Here is a 25,198-nt window from a genome sequence, read left to right on the forward strand (position 1 = left end):
ACACAACCGTCCAGTGGAAACCGATGTCGCCACGCCCGTGCGAAGCTGTATCGGCGGGGTATGTCCGAGGCGTAGCGACAACGAGAAAGCGACGGCGATGACGTTCAACGAGGGCATGCAGATCGATCAGGACGCGGTCAGTTCCGGCGGTCCCGGTATGGGCGGCAAGCTCGCTCTCGGCGGCGGCGCGGGCGGGCTGATCTTCCTCGTGGTGGCGCTGCTGCTCGGTGGTGACCCCGGCTCGCTGCTCGGTGACTTCACCGGCTCGCAGAACCAGCAGACCCAGTCCGACGCGACGGGTACCCCGGCACATTGCAAGACCGGTGCGGATGCCAACAAGTACGTCGACTGCCGGGTGGCGCTCACCGCACAGAGCCTCAATGCCGTGTGGTCCGGCGAACTGCAGAAGCAGACGGGCACGAAATACGTCAAGCCGAAGGTGGTCCTGTTCTCGGGTGCGACCGCCACCGGCTGCGGCAACGCGACCAGCGACGTCGGCCCGTTCTACTGCCCGGCCGACCGCACCGGCTACTTCGACGTCACCTTCTTCCAGGAACTGGTGGACCGCTTCGGCGCCAGCAGTGGACCACTTGCCCAGGAGTACGTCGTCGCGCACGAGATCGGCCACCACATCCAGAACCAGCTCGGCGATATCGGTCGCGCGCAACAGGACCCGCAGGGCGCGAACTCGGGTGCGGTGCGCACCGAGCTGCAGGCGGATTGCTACGCGGGGATCTGGGCCCACTTCGCGGACAAGACGCCCGCGCCGGGGAGCAATCAACCGTTCCTGAAGCCGTTGTCGGACAATGACGTCAACGACGCGCTGTCGGCTGCGGCGGCGGTCGGCGACGATCGGATCCAGCGCGCCTCCCGCGGCCGGGTGAACCCGGAAAAGTTCACGCACGGCAATTCCGAACAGCGGCAGAAGTGGTTCTTGTCCGGCTACCGCACCGGGCAGGTCAAGGCATGTGACACCTATTCCGCGTCGAACCTGGACAGCCCGCCCGGGCTGCGCTGACCGACACTCGCCCGGCAAACTGTGTCTGATTGATCGGCGCGCCACCTGGCGGGAAAGTTGACGCTCAGCTGAGATCTCTGTGCGATATGAACAAAGCGTCTATTCATTGCTAGAGAGGTTGCTTTTCATGCGACGAACGAAGGCCGCACTGCTGGCTGTCCTACTGGCGCTCGCGGGCAGCCTGGGCACCGCGACCGCGGCCCCCGGCCCCGATGCGGCGCCGCAGCCGAGCGCGCACGGGCCGGTGTCCGAGCCGTTGGCGCTGCTCACCCTGACCAGCATTCCGAACGGCTGGCAGACCCGCGTCGACCTGCGCCCGCAATTGGAGGTGTTCGGCAACGGACGAGCCGTAAAAATCCCCGATGCCGTTGCCTCCGAACGCAATCCGGAAACCCTGCCGGAAAAGGTGACCGGCCACATCCCGCCCGAGGTACTGGCCGCGGCACTGGACGAGACGAAGGCACTCGTCACCGTCGACTTCGGCATGCCGAGCGTCACCGACCAGGGCAGCCAAATCATCGATCTCATGCCTCAACCCCCCGAAGAGGATATACACCTGGTCGTATACGCCCCCGAATTCACCACCGGTCTCACCCCCGAACAACAAGCAGCCCGCAAGCGTTTCACCGACCTCTACCGCACCCTCCTCGACGCCTTCGTCAAGGACAACTGACACCCCCACGCGCGACCACCGCGCCCGCCCGGAGATCTCGTGCGGCGCGGTGGTCGGCTGTCAGCGAGTCCGGTCAAGGGCTGGCCCGAACGGCGAAGAGCCCGGCTCGAGCGGTCGTTCGCTGCTCGGGCCGGGCTGCGCCGGATGACCTGCGTTAGAACTGGTCCTGTTCGTAGTCGGAGCTGACTATCTCGTCGGAGTGCGTTGCGCCGATGACGTCCGGCGTGGATTCGCCCAGCGGGCCGGTGAGATCGTCGTTGCCCGTGGCGCTTTGGTATGGCTGCACTGTGCGGGAGTGTTCGTCCTCGTTGCCGCGTTGTGCGCCCGCGGCGGCGGGGCCGCCCATGAAGCCGCTGCCCGCGCCTGCCGCGCTGGTGCTCGGTGCGCCGGTGACGCCGGGGCCGAACGATGTGCTGCCGGGCAGGCCGCTGATCGGACGCATCGGTGACACGCTGGTGCCGGGCAGGCCGGTGGCCTTCGGCACCGAGGGAATGCCGGTAGTGCCCGGCCGACCACTCGGACTGCCTGGACTGCCCGAACGGTTCGGGCTGCCCGGCACGCCGGTGAGGAGGCTGTTGTTGGTCGCGCTCGGGCTGTTCGTGCTGTGCACCGACGAAGGTGCGGTCGAGGTCGGCGACCCCGCGATGGACGAGTCGAGGCCGGCCGCCTTCGTCGCGGTGTCGGCCGCGGTCGCCTGCGCCTGCTCCAGGATCGGCTGGCCGACGTTCTGCGCCAGCGCCTGCGCGATCTCCTGCGGCGCGGGCCCGCCACCGGGCGCGACCAACTGCTGCACCATGCCGCTCAGCTCGCCGGTCTTGCCCGCCAGGTCACCGCGGGTGGCATTGACGACGCCGACGGCTCGGCCGAGATGTTCGGTGGCCGAGGCCATCAGCGTGGCCTGCGCTGGTGGCGTCAGGATGACCGGAGCCATCGCGGTTGCCTGAGTCGCGAACGACGAAGCGATGGTGAGCAATTGCGCGTTGCCCTGCTGCACCACCGCGGCGGCCCGCTGGGTGAGCTCGGAGATGTCGATGCCGCGCTTGCTGGTCTCTTGCCCTTCGACGTTGGCCTGCTGGCTCGCGGCCTGCGCGTTGCGCGCGGCCTGGCTCTGCCACAGCTGTTCGACGGTGGTCATGCTGCCCTTGCCGACCTGCATGGCCATCTCGATGACCTTGGAGGACTGGCTCAGGATCGCGGTCGGGTCGAGCGCGCCGATGACGCCGGTGCCGAAGCTGCCGAGCAGATCGAGGATCGGCTTGATCAGCATGTCGACGCCGGGCAGCGCGGGCACCGCGACGCCCTGCATGAGCGCCGAGACCGGGTCGGCGGGCAACGCGGGCAATGCGGTCGGGACGGCGGCGGCCGCCTGGCTCGCCGCGGCGGCGGCCGAGCTCGGCGCCGAGCCGATGGCACCGTTCAGCACCCCACCCACCTGATCGAGGGCGCCCTGCGCGGCCTGAGCCACCGGCGCGGCGGCGTGCTGGAGCGCGGACTGGGTATCCCCGAGCAAGGCCGAAATATCGGACGGCACACCAGCAATGCCCTGCGTGTCCGCCGCGGGGCCGCCGGAAAGGCCCGGCAGGCCCGACGGTGCGGCGCCGAGCGTGTTGTGCTGGTCCTCGCTGATCCGCTTGGACAGCACGAACTCGGGCGGTTCGATCGGCGGCAGATCTTCGGGCAGCTGCGGCAGCGGCAGGTCGAGGACGGCTTGAGCCGCCGAGCTCTGCGTCGCCTCCAGCACGGCCTGCTGACCGATGGCCACATTCTGGTCCGCGGCGTGCGCCATCGCGTGTTCTTCGGGGGCGATCACCCCGGTATCGAGCGGCTTCATACGGCGCCGCCGATCTGGCTGCCGATTGCGTTGAGCGCGCCCGAGGCCGACCAGTCGGTCGCGTCGTAGGCCGCGGCGGCACTGAAGGCGGACTCCGACAACTTCGAGTATTTGGCGGACAGATCGTTGATGTCCTTGGCCTGCAGCACCTGTGCCGCGGCGAACATCGCCAGATAGTCGACGCCGATCAAACCGAACACCGGCACGAGTGCCGAGACGTTCTTGACCGCGTCGAAATTACCTGCCCCCGCAAGATCACCGGCGATGCCCGCGTTCGTGGCGGCGAACGCCCGGACCGCGTCGGTCTCTACCGAGAGATCACTCATCGAGTTGCCCCCCAAATCGTTGTGCACATCAGTGTCGTGAACTTCTTCGTCGTCACCGTCTGCCCTTGCCCGAACGGCCTGGCCGCTACGGTTGGGCTCAATATAGCGGACGGTACCGGCAACTTTCGAGCCCATCGCGACGTTCACACAGGGAATGGAAAGGAACTGGAACGTGTTGCAAATTAGAACAAGTTCTATATTCTCGATCGCATGAAGGTCGCAGTGACCGGCGCAGCCGGCTACCTTGGCACGAATCTGCTCCGCCTGCTGGTCGCGCGCGGCCATGAGGTCACCGCCATCGATCGGGTGGTGCCACCGACGGCAGCGCAGCCGAACGTCACCTGGGTGAGCGGGAACGTGCTGGACCCGGCATCGATGCGGGAAACGCTTGCGGATGTCGAGATCGTCTACCACCTGGTCGCGGTGATCACCCTCGCCGAGAAGAACGACCTGGCCTGGAAGGTCAACACCGAAGGCGTGCGCGTGGTCGCCGAGGCCGCGCGCGAGGTCGGTGTGCGCCGAATGGTGCACGCCAGCTCGATTCACGCGTTCAACCAGTACAGCTGCGGCGGCCGGATCGATGAGAGCGCACCGCGCTCGACCGACGCGGCGCTGCCCGTCTACGACCGCTCCAAGTGGGCGGGCGAGGTCGCGCTGCGCCAGGTGATCGACGATGGCCTGGACGCGGTGCTGTGCAACCCCACCGGCGTATTCGGCCCCCTCGACTACAGCAAGCCGCTCTCCAGGATCAACCGCACGCTGAAAGACGCGGCGCAAGGCCGCATTCCGGCGATGATCGGCGGCGGCTTCGACCTGGTCGACGTGCGCGACGTGGCCGAAGGGCTGATCCTGGCGTCCGAGCGCGGCCGCACCGGCGAGAACTACCTGCTCGGCGGCGAGATGATCTCGATGCTCGACCTCTGTCGACTGGCGGCGGGTCACGGCGGTAAGCGCGGGCCGAAGTTCGCCATCTCCCCCACCCTCGTCGCGGGCCTGATCCCCGTGCTCGCGCCGATCGGCAAGCTCTTCAAATCCGATATCGTCTCGAAAGCCGCACTGGGCGCGCTGATTTCGGCGCCCGTGGTAGACCACGGCAAGGCCGAACGCGAACTCGGCTACCGTCCGCGCCCCACCGACGAGACCGTCCGCGACCTGGTCGCCTTCTTCGCCGACCGGGCCCCGCTGACACCGCCGGAGACCCGGCAGATTGCTTGATCCACCCCTGATCGAGACCCCGGAACACAACTAGTCAAGTTTGCCTAGCCGCGTTCCGGGTGTTACCTTTTTCCTGCTAGCCAAATTTGGCTAGTTCGAAAGGGAGGGTGAGCCCGATGGCCGGCGAAGTGATGACGCCCCTGTTGCCGTGCGGGTCGATCGATGAGGTCGGCGAGTTCTATCAGATGCTCGGATTCGAGCAGACGTATCGGCAGGTTCGTCCGAATCCGTATCTCGCGATGCGGCGAGAGGACATCAACCTGCACTTTTTCGGAATGCCGGGGTTCGAGCCCGCCGAGTCCTACGGGTCATGCCTGGTGGCGGTGCCCGATATCCGCGCCCTGTACGAGTCTTTCGCCGTGGGGATGCGAGCCGTGCACGGCAAATTGCTGATCTCGGGGACGCCGCGGATGACGCGGCCGCGCAAGCGCAAGAACGCGGACAATCTCACCGGATTCCTGGTGGTCGATCCCGGCGGGAATTGGATCCGTTTCTTCCCACGAACACCCGAGGCGAAGAAACCGGCCGAGCCGGTGCCGGAACGCGGCAGACTCCGCAGAACGCTGGCGGACGCCGTCGTACTCGCCGATTCCCATGGCGCCGACGGCCAAGCGGCCAAGATTCTCGATGCCACACTGGCTCGCGAGCAGGACACGGCGACGAAGATCGACCTCGTCGACGCCTTGGCCTATCGTGCCGAACTGGCCGTGCGGATGGACGATCCCGAACTCGCGCGCCACCTGCTCGACCGCCTGCACGCGATCGCGTTGACCCGCGCCGACCGCCGGGTACTCGCCGACACCCTGGGCGATGCCGATGACCTGCAACGCATCCTGAGCGCACCGAGCGTCGACTGACAAACCACCGGAAGGAACCGAGAACCTCGTGTCCGCGGTCCGCCTGCTCGTCCTCGGCGCTGTCCGGCGCCGGGCACGGGCGCACGGCTATCAAGTACGAGCAGATCTGGAATCGTGGGGCGCGCACGAGTGGGCCAACGTCAAGTCCGGGTCGGTTTACCACGCACTCAAAGCGATGACCGGCGACGGCCTCTTGGTCGCACACGAAACCACGCCGAGCACCACCGGTGGACCACCCCGGATCGAATACGAGGTCACCGACGCGGGCGACGAGGCATATTTCGACCTGCTGCGCAGCGCGCTGTCCCAGCACGACCCCCGCATGGACGTCCTCGCCGCCGCCGTCGGACTCATCGCCGACCTGCGCCGCGCCGAAGCCATCGAGCTCCTGCGGCAACGCGCGCGGATAATGGAGCAGTGGCGGTCCAGCGTCACCGGCGCACTGCCCCCGGACACCGACCTCGACACCTTGGGACCGGTCGGCGAAGTCCTCGGATTGTGGATTCACACCGCCGACAGCCGCGCCGAATGGACACAGCGCCTCATCCGCCGCCTCGAAGCGGGTGCGTTCGAGATGGCCGACGACAAAACCCGGAAGTGACCATGGTTGCGCACCCAGGGGAACATATGTTCGACTGGAGCGGTGCGGTGGCAAAGCCAGACCCTGGACGCCGACGACGGCGCCTTGCCCGGGCTCACCCGGGCAGGTTTGACGCGCACCGTGCAGACCCCCGAATTCGAGGGCATCACCTTCCACGAAGTGCTGTGCAAGAGCGCGCTGAACAAGGTGCCGGAAAGCTCGAACCTGCCGTTCCAGTGGACAATCAATCCGATGCGCGGCTGCTCGCACGCCTGCCGCTACTGCTTCGCCCGCCCGACCCACGAGTATCTGGATCTGGACGCCGGCCGCGATTTCGATTCACAGATCGTGGTGAAGACGAATATCGCCGCCGTACTGCGCAAGGAACTCAACCGGCGCTCCTGGCATCAGGAACCGGTCGCGCTGGGCACCAACACCGACCCCTACCAGCGGGCCGAGGGCCGATATCGGTTGATGCCGGGCATCATTCGCGCGCTCACCGACTCGGGCACGCCGTTCTCCATACTCACCAAGGGCACCCTGCTACGACGGGACCTGCCGCTGCTCACCCTCGCCGCGCGCGAGGTGCGGGTGAGCGTCGCGGTGTCCATCGCGATCTTCGATATGGACCTGCATCGCAGCCTGGAAACCGGCACCCCGTCGCCGAAGGCCCGGCTGGAGATGGTGCGCGCGCTCACCGAGGCGGGGTTCGACGTGAATGTCATGGTGGCACCGGTGCTTCCCTACCTCACCGACAGCAAGGCCCACCTGGACGAACTGTTCGGCGCGATCGCCGACGCGGGCGGGCGTTCCGCGGTCGCCTTTCCGATGCACCTGCGCGGCAGCACCCGCAACTGGTTCCTCGGCTGGCTCGCCGAGGCGCATCCCGCGCTGCTGCGCCGCTACCGTCAGCTCTACGGTCGCGGCGCCTACGTGACGCCCGAGTACTCGGCCTGGCTCCGCGGACGCGTCGACCCGCTGCTCCAGCGACACGCACTGAAGCCGGAAAAACCGGCCGAACCGGAGACACAACCGGAAAGTCCGCACACCGTCGACCCGCAGCTGGCATTGTTCGCCTGACGTCCCTACCACCGGTTACCGGCGGACCTCACATTTCGGGCGGACGCACCGCGCGGTGCGGAGTAGTTTGGCGATGGCACCCCTCTCATCGACGAGGAAGTGAAGCAGGCAAATGGTTTCGCACCACAGCGAGGTCGGCACCGCCCAAAGCGGTGCAGGCGCAGCGAAATTGGAGAAGGTCGTCATTCGGTTCGCCGGGGACTCCGGCGACGGAATGCAGCTGACCGGTGATCGCTTCACGCACGAAGCGGCCGCGTTCGGCAACGATCTCGCCACCCAGCCCAACTTTCCCGCCGAGATCAGGGCGCCACAGGGCACGCTGCCCGGCGTCTCGTCGTTCCAGATCCAGATCGCCGACTACGACATCCTCACCGCGGGCGACCAGCCGGACGTGCTCGTCGCGATGAACCCGGCCGCGTTGAAGGCGAATCTGGAAGACCTGCCGCGCGGCGCCACCATCATCGTGAACACCGACGAGTTCACCAAGCGCAATCTGTCCAAGGTCGGCTACCCCGCCGACCCGCTCGGCGACGACACGCTGTCGGACTTCGTGGTGCATCGCGTCCCGATGACCTCGCTCACCCTCGGCGCCACCGAATCCACCGGCGTCGGCAAGAAGGACGGCCAGCGCGCGAAGAACATGTTCGCGCTCGGCTTGCTGTCCTGGATGTACGGGCGGCCGATCGGTGGCACCGAGAAGTTCATGCGGGAGAAGTTCGCCGCGAAACCGGATATCGCCGAGGCCAATGTGCTGGCGTTCCGGGCGGGCTGGAATTACGGCGAGACCACCGAAAGTTTCGCCACCACCTACGAAATCGCGCCCGCGAAACTGCCGCCCGGCACGTATCGCCAGATCACCGGCAATACCGCGCTCGCATACGGTTTGGTCGCGGCGGGTCAGCTGGCCGGACTGCCGGTGTTCCTCGGTACCTACCCGATCACCCCGGCCTCGGACATCCTGCACGAGCTGAGCAAGCACAAGAACTTCGGCGTCACCACCTTCCAGGCCGAGGACGAGATCGCGGGTATCGGTGCGGCACTGGGGGCTTCGTTCGGCGGCGCGCTCGGCGTCACCAGCACCTCGGGGCCGGGACTCGCGCTCAAGAGCGAGACCATCGGCCTCGCGGTGATGACCGAGCTGCCGCTGCTGGTGATCGATGTGCAGCGCGGCGGGCCGTCCACCGGCCTGCCGACCAAGACCGAACAGGCCGATCTGCTGCAGGCGCTGTACGGGCGCAACGGCGAATCACCGGTCGCCGTGCTGGCGCCGCGCTCCCCCGCCGACTGCTTCGCCACCGCGGTCGAGGCGGCCAGGATCGCGCTCACCTATCGCACGCCGGTGCTGCTGCTGTCCGACGGGGCGATCGCGAATGGTTCGGAGCCGTGGTCGATTCCGCGCGTCGCCGACCTGGCGCCCATCGATCCGGCGTTCGAGCCGGACGGCGACGACGCCGACCCGTTCCTGCCCTACGCCCGTGACCCGGAAACCCTGGCTCGGCCGCTCGCCGTTCCCGGTACCAAGGGCCGCGCGCACCGCATCGGCGGGTTGGAGAAGGCCGACGGCAGCGGCAACATCTCCTACGAACCGGCCAACCACGAGCTCATGGTTCGGTTGCGCCAGGCCAAGATCGACGCGATCACCGTGCCCGATATCGAGGTCGACGATCCGGACGGCCGCGCCGAACTGTTGCTCATCGGCTGGGGCAGCTCCTACGGCCCGATCGGCGAAGCCTGTCGCCGAGCCCGCCGCCGTGGAGTGCCGGTCGCGCAGGCGCATCTGCGTCATCTGAATCCGTTGCCCGCCAATCTCGGCGACGTGCTGCGTCGCTATCGCACGGTGGTCGCACCGGAGATGAACGGCGGTCAGCTCGCCATGCTGCTGCGCGCGAAATACCTGGTCAATGTGCAGCCGTGGACGAAGATCGCGGGCACCGCGTTCTCCGCGCAGGAACTCGTCGGGGTCATCGATGCCGCGCTGGACGGCTCGATCGAGGACATGGAACACGACAAGGCCTTCGCCGCTCGCGCGCAGGCCACGTACCGGACCGCTGGGGGCAACGCATGACGATCACCGAAACCTCGCTCGTCGGAACAGATCTGGGCCTGACCGGACTCTCGGGCGTGCCCCCGGCGGACGGCCCGCAGAAGGTGAAGGACTTCACCTCCGATCAGGAGGTGCGCTGGTGCCCCGGCTGCGGTGACTACGTGATCCTGGCAACCGTGCGCGGTTTCCTCGCCGAGCTCGGATTGCGCAGGGAGAACCTGATGTTCGTCTCCGGGATCGGCTGCTCGAGCCGCTTCCCGTATTACCTCGAGGCGTACGGCATCCACTCCATCCACGGCCGCGCACCCGCCATCGCCACCGGGCTCGCGGTGACCCGCCCCGATCTGTCCGTGTGGGTGGTGACCGGTGACGGCGACGCGCTGTCCATCGGCGGCAACCACCTCATCCACGCGCTGCGCCGCAATGTGAACATGACGATCCTGTTGTTCAACAACCGGATCTACGGCCTCACCAAGGGCCAGTACTCACCGACTTCGGAGCAGGGCAAGGTCACCAAGTCGACGCCGATGGGCTCGGTGGACCACCCGTTCAACACGCTGTCGATCGCGCTCGGCGCCGAAGCCACCTTCGCCGCGCGCGCCTTGGACTCCGACCGTGCGGGCCTGACCGAGGTGCTGCGCGCCGCAGCCGAACATCGCGGCACCTCGTTCGTCGAGATCCTGCAGGACTGCCCCATCTTCAACGACGGTTCCTTCGACGCCCTGCGCCGCGACAACGCCGCCGCCCACCTCGTCCCGCTACAGCACGGCCAGCCCATCCGCTTCGGCGCCGACGGCGAATTCGCGGTCGTGCAAAGCGGTTTCGGCCTCGAGGTGGCGCGGGCGGATGCCATCGCCGAATCCGACATCGTCGTCCACGACGCCTACGCCGACAACCCCGAGTACGCCTACGCCCTCTCCCGCCTCTCCGACCAAGCCCTGGATCATGTCGTCACCGGCATCTTCCGCAGCGTCAGTCGGCCCACCTACGACGACGGGGTGCGCGCCCAATCCGCGACGGCCAGGGAGCGCAAGCCGATCTCGGCGGACTCGCTGCAGTCCCTGCTGACCGGTCCGGAGACCTGGACCGTGAGCTGAGCCGTTCCGGGACGGCCCGTCATTTATCGGCACGACAAGGGTCCCCGCCCTCGGCGCCCACAGGGCAGTCCTCGAACGGGACATGGCTGCGCCAAAACCCGAGTAAGTTCGCCATGATGTCCCGTTCGCGGTTCGCTTGCTGGTGCTGGTGCGAGGCGAGTTAGGGGCGCTTGGCGAAGCCCAGATCGATTACGGCGTCGCGTTCTTGGGTGAGTTCGGCGATGCTGGTGTCGATTCGGGGGCGGGCGAAGTCGTCGATGGGGAGGTTGGGGACGATGGTGTAGGTGCCGTTGGCGCAGGTTACCGGGAATGAGCTGATCAGGCCTTCGGGGATGCCGTAGGAGCCGTCGGAGGGGACGGCCATGGAGACCCAGTCGCCAGGGGCGGTGCCGCGGACCCAGTCGTGGATGTGGTCGAGGGCCGCGCTGGCCGCGCTGGCGGCCGAGGACGCGCCGCGGGCCTGGATGATGGCGGTGCCGCGCTGCTGCACGGTGGGGATGAAGTCGTCGGTCAACCAGGACTTGTCGCCGATGCGGTCGAGGGCGGGACGGCCGTCGATGGTGGCGTGCGCGATGTCGGGGAATTGGGTGGCGGAGTGGTTGCCCCAGATGGCAACTCGGGCGATGTCGGCGGCGGGCGCGCCGGTCTTCTTGGCCAGCTGCGCGATCGCGCGGTTGTGGTCGAGGCGGGTCATCGCGGTGAACCGCTCGGCCGGGACGTCGGGTGCGTTGCTCATCGCGATGAACGCGTTGGTGTTGGCCGGATTGCCGACCACGAGCACCTTCACGTCGTCGGCGGCACTGGCGTTGATCGCGGCGCCCTGCTCGGTGAAGATCGTGCCGTTGGCGGCCAGCAGATCCGACCGCTCCATGCCCGCCGTTCGCGGCCGCGCACCCACCAGCACCGCGACGTTCGCGCCCGAAAAACCCACCCACGGATCGTCACTGATGTCGATGGACTCCAGCAGCGGAAACGCGCCGTCCTCCAATTCCATCGCCACCCCTTCCAGCGAGGACACCGCCGCCGGAATCTCCAGCAGCCGCAACCGCACCGGCGTCTCCGCGCCCAGCATCGCCCCCGACGCGATCCGGAACAGCAGCCCATAAGCGATCTGCCCCGCCGCTCCGGTCACGGCAACGGTCACGGGCGCGGTCCGAGCTGCGGTGGTCACGACAGAACTCCTTCTGCGGTAGACGGACTCTCGAACCTCACCCTAACGACTCTCACCGCCCCCGAAACCCCTCGGTGAGCAACGCGACAGTCACCCCCAACCACCCCATCGGACACCGCTGCCAGCCCCGCCACCGCGCGCTGCGAGCGATGGTGCAGGAACCGACTGGGCACCAACTGGGGCCGGGTCAGGTCAGGGCGGCTACTTCTCGGTCGGTGAGGACTATCGGGGAGACGGCGTCCTTGGTGCGGGCCATTTGGACGGCGCGGTAGAGGGGCCGGTCGGCTAGGCGGGCGTCTCTGGCTTCGGCGCGTAGCTGGTGGACCAGGACCGCGGAAACGGCTACGGCGGCGGCCAGCTGGCTGGTGGCGAGGGCGTCGGCCAGGCGGCGCAGGCCGAGGAGGTGCAATTCGCGGCCGCTGCCCGCATCGGTGTACATGGCCAGCGGGACGATCTGGGAGATTTCCCCGGCAGTGACGCGCAGGACGATCCGGCTGAGCCGGGCCGGGAAGATCAGCACCTCGACCCCGGTCGCCGCGGACACCTCCACCCGCCGCTCCCCGAATAGTCGGCGCGCATGGATCATGGTGCCCGTCAACCACATTCGCCGCCGCCGCAACGCGAAGGCGTAGCCGACGGTCGGCGCGCCGACCACCAGTCCGATGACGACCGCGATCGGCCAGCTGACCACGGTCGCGGCCAGCAACGCGGACCCGATCCCGATGCCCGCCGCGGCCAGCGCCAGCCGCCGCAGCATCGGCGCGTACATCTCGGGTGCCACGAGATCCAGCCCAACGGGTCGATCCGTTTGCTGCTCACCAGAATTCGCCTGCACTGGCCCAACCCTCTCCGCGACCCCGGCGCCACATCGTGCGCGCAGTCACGTTACCCCCGCCACCAGCGGCGCGGTGGGTCTTCGGGCCGGGTGAACCACGGATGATACGTCCAGCAGCTGAATCGCGATAACCCTCTTGTCCGGCGGCAGCTGTCGCGGATGACATTTAGGCGACGAGAAATCGAGAACGTCTCGAGCGCGATTCCACGCTGCGAGAATCGCCGGTAGCAACGTCCTCTGGTCCGGGATTGCGATGAAAAATACCAGGTCAACAATCATTTTCGGGTGCGGCATCGCCCTCGGGCTCTGCCTGATCACCGCAGGCTGCCAGAACAGCGAACAGCGCACCCCACCTACCACTGTCGCGCCGACGACGATCGAGACGACGCGCGGCGCTCCCACGGGCACCCGAATCCTGCCCCCGACCGCCACTCCGGTAACGCGTGCACCGACGAAAAACCCGGTGACCGGCCCGCCGGTCTGGAGCACACCGCCGACGACGACCACCACCACCACCACCAAGCCGCCCACGACGACGCCGTGACGCAGCCGTACAGAACATTCAACCCGTCCGCGCTGACGACCATCGCCGCTATCGCCTCGCAGGCGGCAGCGGTGACCGCGGTGCTGTACTACTTCGGATGGGCTTACAGCCGAGCCTTTTTCGGGCACTTCGGCGTGGATGTGCACCTGCTCGGCTACTCGACCCAGGATTACGTGCTGCGCAGTCTCAACGGCACGTTCTATCCCGCCGCGATCACCTTGTTCGTGATCTTGACGCTACTCGCGGCGCGGCGGCTCCCTGAACTGCACGCGCTGCGCAGCAGGCGCCCACGGCGCACCCTGCGGTGCTGGGTAGCCGCCACCGGCGCCACCGGCGCGGCGCTGATGATGGCGGTACTGCTCGCGATGCTGGCGCAAATCAGCATCGGATCGACAGGTGTCGCACTCCCGCTGCTGCTGATAGCGGGCGCAACGCTCGTCGGCTACGCGAGCCACATCCGGCGCAAGTACCAGGCCTTGCTCCGCACCCGTTGGCAACGGCGACCACGCCCGGGCAGCACGCCCGCGGTCCAGGCGCAGACGCTGGTGCTGATCGCCCTCATCGCCATGGGCTATCTCTGGGCGGTCGGCGACTCCGCCGACCGGAAGGGCCGTGCCGAAGCCAAGCGAGCCGAAGCCGCCCACTTCGTCGACCGATCCTCGGTCCTGGTCTTCAGCACCGAAAGACTGGCCATCGAGGGCTCCGGCGCCACCGTGGGCGAAATCGCCGGACCGGACGAGAAGTACCGGTACGTGTACAGCGGACTCTGGCTGCTCGCCCGCACCCCGGACCGGTACTTCCTCATCCCGCAACAGTGGAACTCCGTGCGGGACCGGGTCTTCGTGCTCCGCGACAGCGACGACCTGCGCATCGACATCGCCCGAAACCCCTAGGCCCGCTTGGCGATTCAGCTGCCCGGACCACCGAACGACACGTCCAACGCCTCCCGGATCGCGATAACTGTCTCCTCGATCGGAATCTGCCGCTGCTCCCCGGTCGCCATGTCCTTCAGCCCGATGGTGTCCTCGGTGAGGTCGCGATCGCCGAGCACGAGAGTGAATTTCGCGCCGGACCGGTCGGCCGCCTTCATCGCGCCCTTGACGCCACGCCCGCCGTAGGCCAGGTCGACGCTGATCCCCGCCGCCCGCAGCCGCGCGGCCAGTACGACCAGCCGCTGCTTCGCGGCATCGCCCAGCGGCACCGCGAAGACCTCGCAGCGCGCGGGGTCGCCCGCCGTCTTGCCTTCGGCCTGCAACGCGAGCACGGTGCGGTCGACGCCGAGCCCGAATCCGATGCCGGACAACGGCTGTCCGCCGAGCTGGGCCATCAGGCCGTCGTAGCGACCGCCGCCGCCGATACCGGACTGCGCGCCGAGCCCGTCGTGCACGAACTCGAAGGTGGTCTTGGTGTAGTAGTCGAGCCCGCGCACCATCCGCGGGTTCACCACGTACGGCACGCCGAGCGCGTCCAGGTGCCCGAGCACCTGCTCGAAGTGCGTCTTGGCGGATTCGGAGAGGTGGTCGATCATCAGCGGCGCGTCGGCGGTCAGCGCGCGCACCTCGGGGCGTTTGTCATCGAGCACTCGCAACGGGTTCAGCTGCGCGCGCCGCTTGGTCTCCTCGTCGAGCGGCAGCCCGAACAGGAACTCCTGCAACAGTTCCCGATACTGCGGACGGCAGGTCTCGTCGCCGAGCGAGGTGAGCTCGAGCCGGAAACCCTCTAGCCCGAGCCCGCGAAAGCCCGCGTCGGCGATCGCGATCACCTCGGCGTCCAGCGCGGGATCGTCCACGCCGATCGCCTCGATGCCGACCTGCTGCAGCTGCCGGTAGCGACCGGCCTGTGGCCGCTCGTAACGGAAGAACGGGCCGTTGTAGACCAACTTCACCGGAAGCTGCCCGCGATCGAGCCCGTGCTCGATCACCGCCCGCATCACGCCCGCGGTTCCCTCGGGGCGCAGCGTCACGCTGCGATCGCCGCGATCGGGAAAGGTGTACATCTCCTTGCTGACCACATCGGTCGACTCGCCGACGCCACGGGCGAACAACCCGGTGTCCTCGAAGACCGGCAGCTCGATATGTCCGTATCCGGCCAGCCGGGCCGCGCGGATCAGGCCGTCGCGCACCGCGACGAATTCGGCCGAACCGGGCGGGACGTAGTCCGGTACCCCCTTCGGGGCGGAGAAGCTGCTGGTCTTGGTCACGATGGTCCAGTTTCCACCACTACGCCCCCGCAAGTCCAACCGGTTGTTCGTTCCTGTGGTTCGGTATGCAACGCACCGCTCTGAGGAAGTGTCGAGCAGTCTCAGGAATAAATGGCAAACTCTTTGCCGTAACAACCGGACACGGGAGGAACGTGGTAGTGCCGAGCAACGAACAGCGGCGAGCAGCGGCGAAACGCAAGTTGGAGCGCCAGCTCGCCAACCGGGCCGAGCGCGCACGCAGGCGCAAGCAACTCACGATCGCCGGGTCGGTGCTCGGGGTCGTCGTCGTGGTCGCGGCGGTAACCGGGGTGTACTTCCTGACCCGCAGCGACGACGACAGCACCACCGACGCCAAGGACGCGACCCAGTCCAGCGCACCCGCGGCCGCACCGCCGCCCGCGCCGGTGGCCAAGCCCGCGCTGGTCAACTGCGTCTACAAGGACAGCGAGAAGCCCGCGGACAAGCCGGTGACCAAGCCCGCGAAGGCCGAGGGCATCCCGACCACCGGCAATGACGCGAAGGTCAGCGTCAGCATGGAAACCAATCAGGGCCCCATCGGCTTGACGTTGAACAATGCCGAAGCGCCGTGCACGGTGAACAGTTTCGTCAGCCTGGCCTCGCAGAATTTCTTCGACGGCACCAGCTGCCACCGGATGACCGCGAGCGAGGGCCTGAAGGTGCTGCAGTGCGGTGACCCGACCGCCAGTGGCATGGGCGGACCGGGCTACGCCTTCGACAACGAATACCCGACCGATCAGCTCGACCCGAACGATCCGATGGCCGCTCAGCAGCCGGTCGCGTACAAGCGCGGCGTGCTCGCCATGGCCAACGCGGGACCAGGCACCAACGGTAGCCAGTTCTTCATCGTCTACGGCGATTCGCAGTTGCCGCCGAACTACACCATCTTCGGCACCGTAGACGAGAACACCATGGGCACCTTGGACAAGATCGCCAAGGCCGGCCAGGACGACTCCAACGGCCCCGGCGACGGCAAGCCGACCCAGCCGGTGAACATCGAATCGGTCCGCATCGACTGACGAACCGCGAACCATTCGGGCCCGGCACCAATCCTCGGCGCCGGGCCCGACACGCATCTTGCCGCGCAGCAAAGGCGTACCTCCGCCTTCGCTCCGGCCATGCGCAGTCTGAGGACGGACTCCGTCCGGCCGCGCAGCAAAGGCATACCTAATAGTTCAGTTAGGCTGGGCTCAGACCGCAGATACTCCGGCGAGTTACCGAGCCTGTCGGAATTGTGCGATATATGCTGATAAGCGGCACGGCCGTACGGTTGCGCCGGCCCTTTCTCGGGTAATCTCGAAACAAGGAGTTCCCGCAGCGTAGTAACCCCTCCCTTGGGCGACCCCCAAAGAAGGGTAATGCGACGCCACGAGTTCTTCCGGTGACCAAGTTTGCAGCCGGGGCATCCTCCACGGACTACAGTTCGCGTGGCGGTGCCAAACGAAGCACCACAACATCCATAGTGATCACTGCAGCATCGGGGAGCAGTCATGTCCGAGGAACTGGACGACATCGGCCGCGAGACGGCGGCCATGATGAGGACAATGTTGCAGCTTGCGACCCTGGTCGCACTGCGGACCCGCGAGCGTGGTCAAAAAGAAGCCGAAGCGCGCGCCAAGATGACCGAGGCGCGCATGAAAGAGGCCCGCGAGATGCAGATCCGCGAGGCCCGCGACTCGAAGTCGAAGGACCCGCGCAACACCGAGCTGGCCAGGATGATCGAGAAGCCGATCCCGGAACGCGGTGTGTCGCTGGAGAAGGATCGTTTCACCGCGCAAGCCGAAGCCACCAGAATGGCCGGCATTGCCGCCGCGCACGCCAAGCCCAAGCCGCCGGTGCTGCAGTACGACTCCCCCGAACGCCGGATGGCAATCGCCGCGCATCTGGCGAAGATGGGTGTCGCACCCGAACTCGCCGCGGTACGGATGTTGATCGAAGTAGGCCAGGCGCAACCACCCACCGAGGCGGTTCGTACCCGTCCCGAGGAAGCGCCCGCGGTCACCAGGGCCAGGGAACAGGAATCCCGCGGCCTCGAACGCACCCGCTAGCGGACAGCTGAGAACGCCCGCTTATCAAGCGGGCGTTCACTTTTCGCTTCCATAGTCTTCGAACTTCACCAGCACGCCTGCCACCAGCCTGGTACCGACGATGCGCTCGATGCGGTCAGGCCAGATTCCGGAAGTCGCCGATGGTCGGGTCACCGAACATCCCGTGCTGCGGCGACTTCAGCGGCAGCGGGCTGAGCATGTCCTTGTGCCCGTTGCGCACACTGCAGTACTTGAACGGGCCCTTGGGATCGAACAGCTTGGCCATGTGCGGGTCCGCGTGGTCGAGGAACCATACGCTCAATCCCGTTGCCCCGTCGAGCCGGAAGTGCTCCCAGGCCCGCCACATCGCGTCCAGCCGGGCGATCGCCTCGGCGTGCTGCCACCACTCCGGGCACCACACCGTGTCACTGAGATCGGTGACCTGCCGCCGGTACACCAGGCTCAGATAGTTCTCGACGAACTCCACCACGCTCGCGTAGATCATCGGCTGTTGCTGCTGCTCGGTCACGACCGGGCCTCGCTCTCGCTCGGCTCCGTCGCGACCGACAGTGCTGTGTCCGAGGTTCGCTCGCTGCGCTCCCTCACAGTGGCCTGACCTCCTGGATCTTTCCGTGTTCCGGCGGTTGCGTGCCCTTGACCAGCGAGGGCGTGCCCGGCATCAGGTCACCGATTTCCGTCTTACGCTGCGGATCGTGGTGCGAGATGGACTTCGTCACCTCGGCAGCGTACTCGCCCTCCCACCACGGAATCGTGCGAACCAGTACCGGCGGCGCGCCGGACGGGAAGACGATCACCCGGCCACGCGGCAACTGGGCCAGCGCCTGCACGCTGAACGTCTTCGACGACCCGAGCGAACGCGAATAGCTCTTGCTGCCTTTGGATTCCGATACCGAGGCCGAGACGACCTCGTAGTCGCCGATCGCCTCGGAGCGCTCGCGCAGGAAGGCGGTGTCGTCCACGCCGCTGCCGAGCACCTTGATGTTCGCGGCGGCCCACAGCGCGTTCATGCCGGGCTCACCCCAGCAGCGCACGCCCTGCGCCCACGACTGCAACACGGTCATCACCACGATGCCGCGCGAGCCGAAGTGACTGTACTGCTTGGGCAGATCCTTCCAGCGCACCACGTTCGCGGCCTCGTCGAGCACCGCGAGCAGCGGAATGGCCAGCCGGCCACCACGGGACTGCGAAGCCTTGCGCATGGCCACGTCGATCACGGCCTCGGTGAGCGCGCTCACCAGTGGCGCGGCCGAGCCACGGCCCTCCAGCGAGAGGCTGTACAGGGTGCCATTGCGTTCGATGAACTCGAGCTCGTCGAACTCCCTGCGGTCGCCGCCGCGGGTGATCCACGGGTGCACGTTGGACAGCTTGAGGCAGCGGATCATCTTCTTCGCGGTGCCGAAAATGCCGCTGCGCGTGCGGGCGTCGGTGTTGTACTGCGACGAAAGGCCGGAGGCCGTGTAGTGGTGGCGGGCCGCGCGCAGCAGCTCGATGGGCTCGGTGTCCTGCGGGTTGGTCACCCATTCCCACACCTGCACGATCGGCCTGCTGCCGACGGCCGCGGCGAGGAACAGCCCGGCCAGCAGATCCTCGGCCTCCGGGTCGAAGAAGGCGTCGGTCTTGGCGTCGGAGCCGTCGTCGCCGTCGGCGAAGTGCCCGGCCAGTCGCGCCGCGCGCATCTCGCAGCCCTCGCGGCCCGCGTCCACCCAGGACAGCGGGTCCCAGAACCACCTGGGCTCCTCGCCCGCGACACCCTGTGGGTCGAAGACGAAGGTGGGACTTCCCTTGGCCTCCCGCACATCTCGGGTCGCGTCGACCACGTCGCGCTTGTTCGAGGTGGCCAGCACCGGCCCGATGGCGGTGAGGATCGCCGGGATCACCCGGGAGGTCGATTTGCCTTGACGCGGACCCCAGATGTCCAGGTGCAGGTCTTCGTAGGAGCCGTACAGCATTTGGCCGTCGGCGATCCCGACGCCGATCGGTACGCCGGGCACGTCCTCGCTACCGAGCCGCACCCCGAGCTGTTCGGCCTTCTCCCGCACGCCCTTCGCGGTGAGATGGGCGATGTCACTACCCTGTCCCATGAAATCGGCCTTCTGGTCGACCGGCAGCACGCCGACCGACTTGCGCTTCTTCAGCCGACTGCGCAGCAGCACCCAGGCCAGCACCAGCCCGACCACGAGCAGCAGGATCACCGTCGAGGCGCGCGGCCACTGCAGCTTGCCCCGGACCAGATCCGCGACGATGGCGATCGGGTTGATCGGAATCGACTGCGGCGTCACCGCGAACATGTTGCCCAGATGCAAGGACACCCACAGGGTTCCGAGGAGCGCGAGACCCACGCCGAGCATGATCAGGGTCGCGTCCGGCCCGATCGCGGCCGGATCCTTCACCGGCTTCTTCGCCATGGCTGCCTCCTCTTTCGGTTCGGAAATGTCGTGGTGTTCAGCGGAACGCGTCCAGCCGCCAGCCCTCCGGCGTCCGCACGACGGTGGCGATGACCGTCGCGGGCGGCAGCTGTTCCTTGCGGCCGTTCGGGTAGACGACGCTCTGCTCGATCCCGATCTTGAACTGCTGCATGTTCGGGTCGCCGCCGGTGGGCGGCTTCTCGCCGGAGGCGAAGGTGAATGCCTCGACGCGCGCCTTCGCCGCGGCCCAATCGGCCCACTGCAATGTCGTCTTCGGCGTTTCGAGACCGGTGGGTGAGCCATCCAGCATGCGAACCAGGCTGGGGCCCAGCCATTTCCGCGCCCGCGCCAGCGAAGCGCCCTGTGCTTCGGTGGCCGGCTGCCAGGTGTAGATCTCGCGCAGCGCGGCCACCGCGACCCCGTCGGGCGTGACCGGATCGGGTGCGGGCACACCCTCGAGCAAGCGGGTTGTGGACGTGGCCGGATGCGCCCCACCGGATCCGGAGTCCGCGCGGTCGCCGCGACCGCAGGCCGCGCCCAGCATCGCGACGCTCACCACCAGCATCACCACCAGTTTCGCGCGTACCTGTGCTTTATTACTCCAGGCTAACCGCATCGACCGACAGTTCGTCAGTCTCCAGGTCGCGTGTTCTGAACGGATGTACACGCGGATGGTCACAGCACCCTCCTCGCCCGGCTGTCCCCCGGCACCGGGACCTCGCCGACACCACCGGCGGACCGGCCGTCCACGCCGGGCACGGCCTGGATCATCCGTCCGTTGCCGGAGTAGATGCCGACCTGCGCGGGGCCGCGCGGCCCGAACGAGCTGAACACCAGATCCCCCTCGCGAATCTTGCTCATCGGCACCTCCGCACCTGCCTCCCACTGCTGTTCGGCGGTCCGCGGCAGCGTCACCGTGCCCGCGGAGGCCGCGAACACCGCGGCGGCGGTCAAGCCGGGACCGTCCAGCCCACCGCCGCTGGGGCCCTGCGGTCCGCCGCCGCCCCACACATACGGCGTGCCGAGCCAGTCGTGCGCGGCCTCGACGATCTGACTGCCGTCGCCACCCTCCTCCGGAGCGAACCGGCCGAGCGCGCCGGGGGCCCGGTACTGCGCCTCCATCGCGAGAATGTTCGCCACGTACGGCTGGGTCTCGGAGTAGTGCGCCGCCACCCGATTCGGCATGCCGCCGGACGCGAGCACCGCGCCCTCGCCCGCGTTGTACGCGGCCAGGGTCAGCGCCGTGACATCGCCATGCACCTTGCCCTCGGACTGCCATTGCGCGATCTTGTTCGCGATGGCGCACATGTAGCGGCCTTGGCCGATGATCGCGTCGCCGTCGTCCCACACGCTCGCACTGCCGTTGCCGTCGGCGTCGATCACATAGGGCTGGCCGTCATCGGGATTCACGCTGACCGCGGTGCTCGGCAGGAACTGCGCGAGGCCCTGCGCGCCCGCGGGTGAAGTGGCGCCACGACGGAAGCCGGATTCCTGCTTGCCCTGCGCGGCGAGCAGCGACGGGGTGATCTGCGGGCAGATGGAACCCGCACGGCGATACCAGATTTCCAGCTCCGGCGGCACCTTGCCCGCGGCGAGGGCGCCGCCCGCGCTGCCGAAGCCGCGGCTGCACCGTGGATCGCTGGAATAGGCCTGCGCGCCACCGACATCCGGAGTCGGTGCGCCGTCCAGCCAAGGCAGCGGGTCGATCTGGCGACCACCGGTGAATCGGCCACCGGGCACGATCTCGAAATGCAGGTGCGGGCCGCTGGATTCGCCCGCCGAGCCGACCTGGGCGATCGGCTGGCCCGCGGTCACCGCGTCGCCGACGCGCACGTGCACGCCGGAGTCCCACATGTGGCCGTAGACCGCGGAGTACGCGCGACCGTTGGTGTCGACCGAGTCGACGACCACCCAGTTGCCGAAACCCGATGCGGGCCCGGCGGCTACCACCCGGCCGTCGGACACCGAGTAGATCGGGGTGCCGTCGGCGGCGGCCAGGTCGATGCCGAGGTGCTTGCCGCCGCGCGCACCGAAGACGTCCGACACGGTGAAGGTGCCGGTTGCCAGCGGCAGGGTGCGGCGGATCGGTCCGGCACCCGCGGCCAGCGACGGCGCCACGGTGGCGCTCGGATTCGCCTGCGGGCCAGGCGGTGTCGCTGCGGCGGCCGGATCGGCCTTGGTGCCGGACGGATTCGCTGGATTCGCGCGCGGATCACCCGGCGGGTAGCCGCCGAGCGGTGGCAACGCCGACTGCGTCCCGAGCACCGACGAACCCTCACAGGGGTCATCGACCGAGGGCAGCACGATGACCACCACCATGGTCATCAGCCCGAGCACCACCGCGAGCGCCCCCCACAGCAGCGCGCGCCCGGTCACCGCGGCCTCGCCGGGCCCGCCCCCGCACGATGCCGCCGACCGGCGGCGCCGTGCGCCCCGCCGGATCGACTGGAAGCCCTCGGCGCTGGGCTCACTGGCCGCGCCGGGATTCGTTGAGGGTGTCGGCCAGCGTGCGGTTCATCTCCGCCGCGGCCGCCAATTGTTGTTGTAGCAGCGCCACTTTGCGGCGCAGCGCGGACGCGTCCAACCGCTCCAGGCTCGGCCCCTCGGCCGCGCGGACCCAGTTGCGCACCGAGTTCGTATGCACGCCGATCTGTTCGGCGACCACCCGGCACGCCTCCGACTCGCTGCGCAGCTTGCCGGTGAGCGCGATCACCTGCTGCACGGCGGCCTGGCGCACCTCCGGCGACACTCGGCGGTAGGAGCGGTGCGGCATCATCCGACGCACCTCCCCGTGCGGCGGCCCATCCATAACTCGCGTCTCGGCTGATCGTTCATGCGGCGCTCCCGCTCGGCGAATCCGTCCCTCGGGCAGTCGATTCGGTGAACTCGCTGAACCGCTGGTTGGTGTCATGAATGCCGCTCTCCTTCTCCGAGAGCGTGAACTCCATGTGGAACGGAATGCCCGGCCGACGATCCTCACCGATCTTCAGCAGGAACTTACCGGTGCCAGGCGGTGACGGCCGCAATTGGCCGGGTTTGAGCGCCTCACCCGTCAATGCCTGCGGCGCGGACCATCCGGTCACCATCTGCTCCTCGGCAGAGGTGAACGGCACGATGCTGTCCAGGCGTTTGACCTCTTCGGCGGGCAGCGCGCCGAAGATCTTCGCGCGGGCCCTTTCCAGGAAGCCGAGCGCCTTGGCGATGGCCGCCTCCGAGCCGAGTGCCTGCAGATCCTTCACGGTGTGGCTGATCATGATCAGCGCGGTGGCGATGCTGCGCTGCAGCCGGGTCAGTTCGTCGACCCGGTCGACCATGAAGTCGCCGAGGCCGAGCACCTGCCACAGCTCGTCCATCACCACCTGGAAGTAGCGCTGCGGGCCCATATCCGCGTCGGCCAGCACGTGCGCCGCCTCGACGGAGGCGAAGCCGTCGGCCCAACAGGCCAGCATGACAGCGGCTTTGAGCTTCTTGTCACCGGTCGGGATGTGCGAGACGTCGATGCAGACCGCGACGGCGCCGGTGTCGATCGGTACCGAGGTCTGCCCGTTGAAGATCGCGCCGAACGGCCCCTGGGTGAGCGCGCGCAGCGAACGTCGCAAACCCTTGATCGCGTTCTGATATTCGGTGGGGTCGTCGGCGCCCGCGTCGAGCATCAATTCCTCACCGCCCGCGACGATCACCTCCAGCAGGTTCTCCATGATCGGCGGCTGGTCCGGGGTGTAGCCGCTGCCCGGCTGGTAGAGGATGCGCAGCGCGGTGGAGATCAGCGTCTCCTCGTAGTCGCGCACCCGCGCGCCGCGGACCAGTTCGACCAGACCCGCGATCAGCGTCACCTGCCGGGCGCGCAGATCCTGCAGCACCTGAAGTTGCAGGGCGGGAAGGTGTTCCAGGCGCGGCACCACCGCACCGAGCACACCGGCGGCGAGCGGGTTGAGCTTGCCGTGGCCGTAACCGAGGTCGATCACCTGGCCGCCGACCAGCTCGACCATCTTGCGGTAGTCCGGCTTGACGTCGGCCAGGATGAGCGGCGTAATGCCCTGGGCGATGCCGCCGAGCACGATGCGGCGCACCAGCGAGGACTTACCGAAACCATTGAGCCCCAGCACGAAAAGGCTCGGCGCGGTGATGAAGCTGCCGCGCAGGAACCAGTTCATCGGATCGAAGCAGACCGGTGCCCCGGTGTGCAGATGCGAGCCGAGCGGCGTGCCGATCAGCGGCGCACCGGCGCCGACGGACCACGGCCACAGGCCGGCGACCTGCGCGGTGGTGGCGCGGTATTCGACCGGGCGGCCGACCACGTTCATCCGGCCGCCGCCCTCACCGGCGTAGCCGCGATCGGTGAGTTGGGCTGTGCTGCGGTCGAATCCGTCCTCGAAGACCTGCTCGGCGCGCGCGGCGTAGTTGCGCCGGCGGATGTCGTCGGTTCGGATACGGAACTGTGCGAAGGCCGCGCGCAGGCCGGTCTGCTCGCGGGCGACCATCTCCAGCTTGGCCCTGGTCCGCTCGTCGAGCAGCGGCGGACCGGAGTGCTTTCGCCGGTCGGCCTTGGCCTTTGCGCGCAGGGCCGCCTTGTCCATTACCGGCGTGCCCATGGCGCGGTCGGCGGTGTAGTCGGTCTTGGTGGGGCGCTGCGCGTTACGACCGGTCCGCGAGCCGTTGCGGTCCTGCACGCCCCGCTCCGGCTTGCCGGTGCGCGCCGCTTTCGCACCGCGCTGGTCCGGCTTCTGCCCGCGCTGGTCCGGCTTCTGCCCGCGCTGTTCCGACCGCGGCGTCCGCTCACCACGCGCCGGGCGTTCGACCGCGCCGTCGCGGGCGCGGGCGGTCCTGGACGCGTCGCCGCGCGCGCGATCCGAACTGCGCTCGCCTCGACCGTTTTCGGCCGGGAGCGCTTGCGAGTCGCGGCTGCGCGAGGCCGCCCGTGACCGATCGGGACGCGAGCCGTCCGCCCGGGCGCCCTCGGATCGCGCCCGTCGCTCGGCCGCCTCCCGCGCGCGTTCCCGCTCGGACTTCTCGTCGAGCCCCGACCGGTCGTCCGCGCTCACCCGCGCCGCGCCCCTGCCGAATCGACGCGGCCGGTCCGGCATCTCCTCGATGCCGGATCGTTCGCGTACCCGAGGACCGTCGCGGCGGCCGCGCTGAGCCTGCGGGCGCTCGCCCCACTCGTCCTGCTCGACCTCGTCGCGCCGCTTGCCGCGACGAGCCGCGGGCTCGTCCCGTTCCCGTACGGGTGGCTCGTAGTCACGTGCCATAAATCGT

General features: G+C 68.1%; 23 protein-coding genes. 11 read left to right on the forward strand and 12 right to left on the reverse strand.

All coding sequences use genetic code 11. The features are described 5' to 3' along the window. Positions 1–97 precede the first annotated feature (97 nt). Together ypfJ and KV110_RS27725 are read left to right on the forward strand one after the other, a co-directional pair. Positions 98–1,018 (forward strand): KPN_02809 family neutral zinc metallopeptidase, encoded by a 921-nt coding sequence (gene ypfJ / locus KV110_RS27720; protein WP_218470182.1) that lies wholly within the window; start codon positions 98–100, stop codon positions 1,016–1,018. 127 nt (positions 1,019–1,145) lie between these two features. After that, the gene (locus KV110_RS27725; RefSeq protein WP_218470183.1) at positions 1,146–1,691 is read left to right on the forward strand and encodes a hypothetical protein; all 546 of its coding nucleotides are present in this window, start codon (positions 1,146–1,148) and stop codon (positions 1,689–1,691) included. Between the two features lie 154 nt (positions 1,692–1,845). On the opposite strand, the gene KV110_RS27730 is transcribed toward KV110_RS27725, so the two are convergent. Both KV110_RS27730 and KV110_RS27735 read right to left on the reverse strand, forming a co-directional pair. Next, a complete protein-coding gene (locus tag KV110_RS27730) occupies positions 1,846–3,522 on the reverse strand; it encodes a hypothetical protein (protein WP_218470184.1) in 1,677 nt (558 codons plus the stop codon). Then, positions 3,519–3,995 carry a type VII secretion target gene (locus tag KV110_RS27735; RefSeq protein ID WP_246634020.1) on the reverse strand — a complete coding sequence of 159 codons (477 nt, stop codon included), beginning with the start codon at positions 3,993–3,995 and terminating at the stop codon, positions 3,519–3,521. Before KV110_RS27735 ends, KV110_RS27730 begins: the two co-directional genes overlap by 4 nt. 63 nt (positions 3,996–4,058) lie before the next feature. Here KV110_RS27735 and KV110_RS27740 point away from each other — a divergent pair, with 63 nt between their 5' ends. The 6 genes from KV110_RS27740 (at position 4,059) to KV110_RS27765 (ending at position 10,721) form a co-directional block, all read left to right on the forward strand. Further along, the gene (locus KV110_RS27740) at positions 4,059–5,063 is read left to right on the forward strand and encodes an NAD-dependent epimerase/dehydratase family protein (protein ID WP_218470185.1); all 1,005 of its coding nucleotides are present in this window, start codon (positions 4,059–4,061) and stop codon (positions 5,061–5,063) included. 116 nt (positions 5,064–5,179) lie between these two features. Further along, positions 5,180–5,920, forward strand: a complete 741-nt coding sequence (locus KV110_RS27745) for a VOC family protein (RefSeq protein ID WP_218470186.1) — start codon at positions 5,180–5,182, stop codon at positions 5,918–5,920. Positions 5,921–5,948: 28 nt separating this feature from the next. Further along, the gene (locus KV110_RS27750; protein ID WP_218470187.1) at positions 5,949–6,521 is read left to right on the forward strand and encodes a PadR family transcriptional regulator; all 573 of its coding nucleotides are present in this window, start codon (positions 5,949–5,951) and stop codon (positions 6,519–6,521) included. A 42-nt stretch (positions 6,522–6,563) separates the two neighbouring features. Next, on the forward strand, positions 6,564–7,580 hold the full coding sequence (locus tag KV110_RS27755; protein ID WP_218470188.1) for an Rv2578c family radical SAM protein: 1,017 nt from the start codon (positions 6,564–6,566) through the stop codon (positions 7,578–7,580). Positions 7,581–7,692: 112 nt separating this feature from the next. Then, positions 7,693–9,645, forward strand: a complete 1,953-nt coding sequence (locus KV110_RS27760) for a 2-oxoacid:acceptor oxidoreductase subunit alpha (RefSeq protein WP_218470189.1) — start codon at positions 7,693–7,695, stop codon at positions 9,643–9,645. After that, positions 9,642–10,721, forward strand: a complete 1,080-nt coding sequence (locus tag KV110_RS27765; protein ID WP_218470190.1) for a 2-oxoacid:ferredoxin oxidoreductase subunit beta — start codon at positions 9,642–9,644, stop codon at positions 10,719–10,721. Before KV110_RS27760 ends, KV110_RS27765 begins: the two co-directional genes overlap by 4 nt. 160 nt (positions 10,722–10,881) lie before the next feature. Here the strand turns inward: KV110_RS27765 and KV110_RS27770 are convergent, their stop codons facing one another. The 3 genes from KV110_RS27770 to KV110_RS27780 all read right to left on the reverse strand — a co-directional run bounded on the left by KV110_RS27770 (position 10,882) and on the right by KV110_RS27780 (position 13,258). Next, positions 10,882–11,892: a malate dehydrogenase gene (locus KV110_RS27770; protein WP_218470191.1), complete on the reverse strand. Its 1,011-nt coding sequence runs from the start codon at positions 11,890–11,892 to the stop codon at positions 10,882–10,884. A gap of 187 nt (positions 11,893–12,079) precedes the next feature. Beyond that, complete coding sequence (locus tag KV110_RS27775) at positions 12,080–12,673, reverse strand: hypothetical protein (protein WP_246634021.1); 594 nt, start codon at positions 12,671–12,673, stop codon at positions 12,080–12,082. 99 nt (positions 12,674–12,772) lie between these two features. After that, the gene (locus tag KV110_RS27780; protein ID WP_218470193.1) at positions 12,773–13,258 is read right to left on the reverse strand and encodes a hypothetical protein; all 486 of its coding nucleotides are present in this window, start codon (positions 13,256–13,258) and stop codon (positions 12,773–12,775) included. 9 nt (positions 13,259–13,267) lie between these two features. Between KV110_RS27780 and KV110_RS27785 the strand changes: the two genes are divergently transcribed. Further along, positions 13,268–14,164, forward strand: coding sequence for a hypothetical protein (locus KV110_RS27785; RefSeq protein WP_218470194.1), 897 nt, complete (start codon positions 13,268–13,270; stop codon positions 14,162–14,164). A gap of 14 nt (positions 14,165–14,178) precedes the next feature. Here KV110_RS27785 and hisS read toward each other — a convergent pair whose 3' ends face one another. Further along, entirely contained in the window at positions 14,179–15,471 is a 1,293-nt protein-coding gene (gene hisS, locus KV110_RS27790; protein WP_218470195.1) for a histidine--tRNA ligase, read from the reverse strand. Between the two features lie 158 nt (positions 15,472–15,629). On the opposite strand from hisS, the gene KV110_RS27795 reads away from it, so the two are divergent. Together KV110_RS27795 and KV110_RS27800 are read left to right on the forward strand one after the other, a co-directional pair. Further along, positions 15,630–16,508 (forward strand): peptidylprolyl isomerase, encoded by an 879-nt coding sequence (locus KV110_RS27795; protein WP_218470196.1) that lies wholly within the window; start codon positions 15,630–15,632, stop codon positions 16,506–16,508. Positions 16,509–16,979: 471 nt separating this feature from the next. After that, on the forward strand, positions 16,980–17,537 hold the full coding sequence (locus KV110_RS27800; protein WP_218470197.1) for a hypothetical protein: 558 nt from the start codon (positions 16,980–16,982) through the stop codon (positions 17,535–17,537). A 115-nt stretch (positions 17,538–17,652) separates the two neighbouring features. On the opposite strand, the gene KV110_RS27805 is transcribed toward KV110_RS27800, so the two are convergent. The 6 genes from KV110_RS27805 to KV110_RS27830 form a co-directional block, all read right to left on the reverse strand. Then, positions 17,653–18,045 (reverse strand): DUF4913 domain-containing protein, encoded by a 393-nt coding sequence (locus KV110_RS27805; protein WP_246634022.1) that lies wholly within the window; start codon positions 18,043–18,045, stop codon positions 17,653–17,655. A 73-nt stretch (positions 18,046–18,118) separates the two neighbouring features. Next, positions 18,119–19,942 (reverse strand): type IV secretory system conjugative DNA transfer family protein, encoded by a 1,824-nt coding sequence (locus tag KV110_RS27810; RefSeq protein WP_218470198.1) that lies wholly within the window; start codon positions 19,940–19,942, stop codon positions 18,119–18,121. Between the two features lie 37 nt (positions 19,943–19,979). Then, positions 19,980–20,558 (reverse strand): hypothetical protein, encoded by a 579-nt coding sequence (locus KV110_RS27815; protein WP_218470199.1) that lies wholly within the window; start codon positions 20,556–20,558, stop codon positions 19,980–19,982. A gap of 59 nt (positions 20,559–20,617) precedes the next feature. Continuing rightward, positions 20,618–22,318, reverse strand: coding sequence for a peptidoglycan DD-metalloendopeptidase family protein (locus KV110_RS27820; protein ID WP_218470200.1), 1,701 nt, complete (start codon positions 22,316–22,318; stop codon positions 20,618–20,620). A gap of 91 nt (positions 22,319–22,409) precedes the next feature. Beyond that, positions 22,410–22,718: a transposase gene (locus KV110_RS27825; protein WP_218470201.1), complete on the reverse strand. Its 309-nt coding sequence runs from the start codon at positions 22,716–22,718 to the stop codon at positions 22,410–22,412. Between the two features lie 55 nt (positions 22,719–22,773). After that, positions 22,774–25,191, reverse strand: coding sequence for a hypothetical protein (locus KV110_RS27830; RefSeq protein ID WP_218470202.1), 2,418 nt, complete (start codon positions 25,189–25,191; stop codon positions 22,774–22,776). Positions 25,192–25,198 lie beyond the last annotated feature (7 nt).

Origin of the sequence: Nocardia iowensis (assembly GCF_019222765.1) — a bacterium.
Lineage (GTDB): Bacteria > Actinomycetota > Actinomycetes > Mycobacteriales > Mycobacteriaceae > Nocardia > Nocardia iowensis.

What these genes read in the sequence shown, in the direction of transcription:
- ypfJ (WP_218470182.1), top strand. Translation starts at nt 98, where the DNA reads ATGACGTTCAACGAGGGCATGCAGATCGATCAGGACGCGGTCAGTTCC.
- KV110_RS27725 (WP_218470183.1), top strand. Translation starts at nt 1,146, where the DNA reads ATGCGACGAACGAAGGCCGCACTGCTGGCTGTCCTACTGGCGCTCGCG.
- KV110_RS27730 (WP_218470184.1), bottom strand. Translation starts at nt 3,522, where the DNA reads ATGAAGCCGCTCGATACCGGGGTGATCGCCCCCGAAGAACACGCGATG.
- KV110_RS27740 (WP_218470185.1), top strand. Translation starts at nt 4,059, where the DNA reads ATGAAGGTCGCAGTGACCGGCGCAGCCGGCTACCTTGGCACGAATCTG.
- KV110_RS27745 (WP_218470186.1), top strand. Translation starts at nt 5,180, where the DNA reads ATGGCCGGCGAAGTGATGACGCCCCTGTTGCCGTGCGGGTCGATCGAT.
- KV110_RS27760 (WP_218470189.1), top strand. Translation starts at nt 7,693, where the DNA reads ATGGTTTCGCACCACAGCGAGGTCGGCACCGCCCAAAGCGGTGCAGGC.
- KV110_RS27765 (WP_218470190.1), top strand. Translation starts at nt 9,642, where the DNA reads ATGACGATCACCGAAACCTCGCTCGTCGGAACAGATCTGGGCCTGACC.
- KV110_RS27800 (WP_218470197.1), top strand. Translation starts at nt 16,980, where the DNA reads ATGTCCGAGGAACTGGACGACATCGGCCGCGAGACGGCGGCCATGATG.
- KV110_RS27810 (WP_218470198.1), bottom strand. Translation starts at nt 19,942, where the DNA reads ATGGCGAAGAAGCCGGTGAAGGATCCGGCCGCGATCGGGCCGGACGCG.
- KV110_RS27815 (WP_218470199.1), bottom strand. Translation starts at nt 20,558, where the DNA reads ATGCGGTTAGCCTGGAGTAATAAAGCACAGGTACGCGCGAAACTGGTG.
- KV110_RS27825 (WP_218470201.1), bottom strand. Translation starts at nt 22,718, where the DNA reads ATGATGCCGCACCGCTCCTACCGCCGAGTGTCGCCGGAGGTGCGCCAG.
- KV110_RS27830 (WP_218470202.1), bottom strand. Translation starts at nt 25,191, where the DNA reads ATGGCACGTGACTACGAGCCACCCGTACGGGAACGGGACGAGCCCGCG.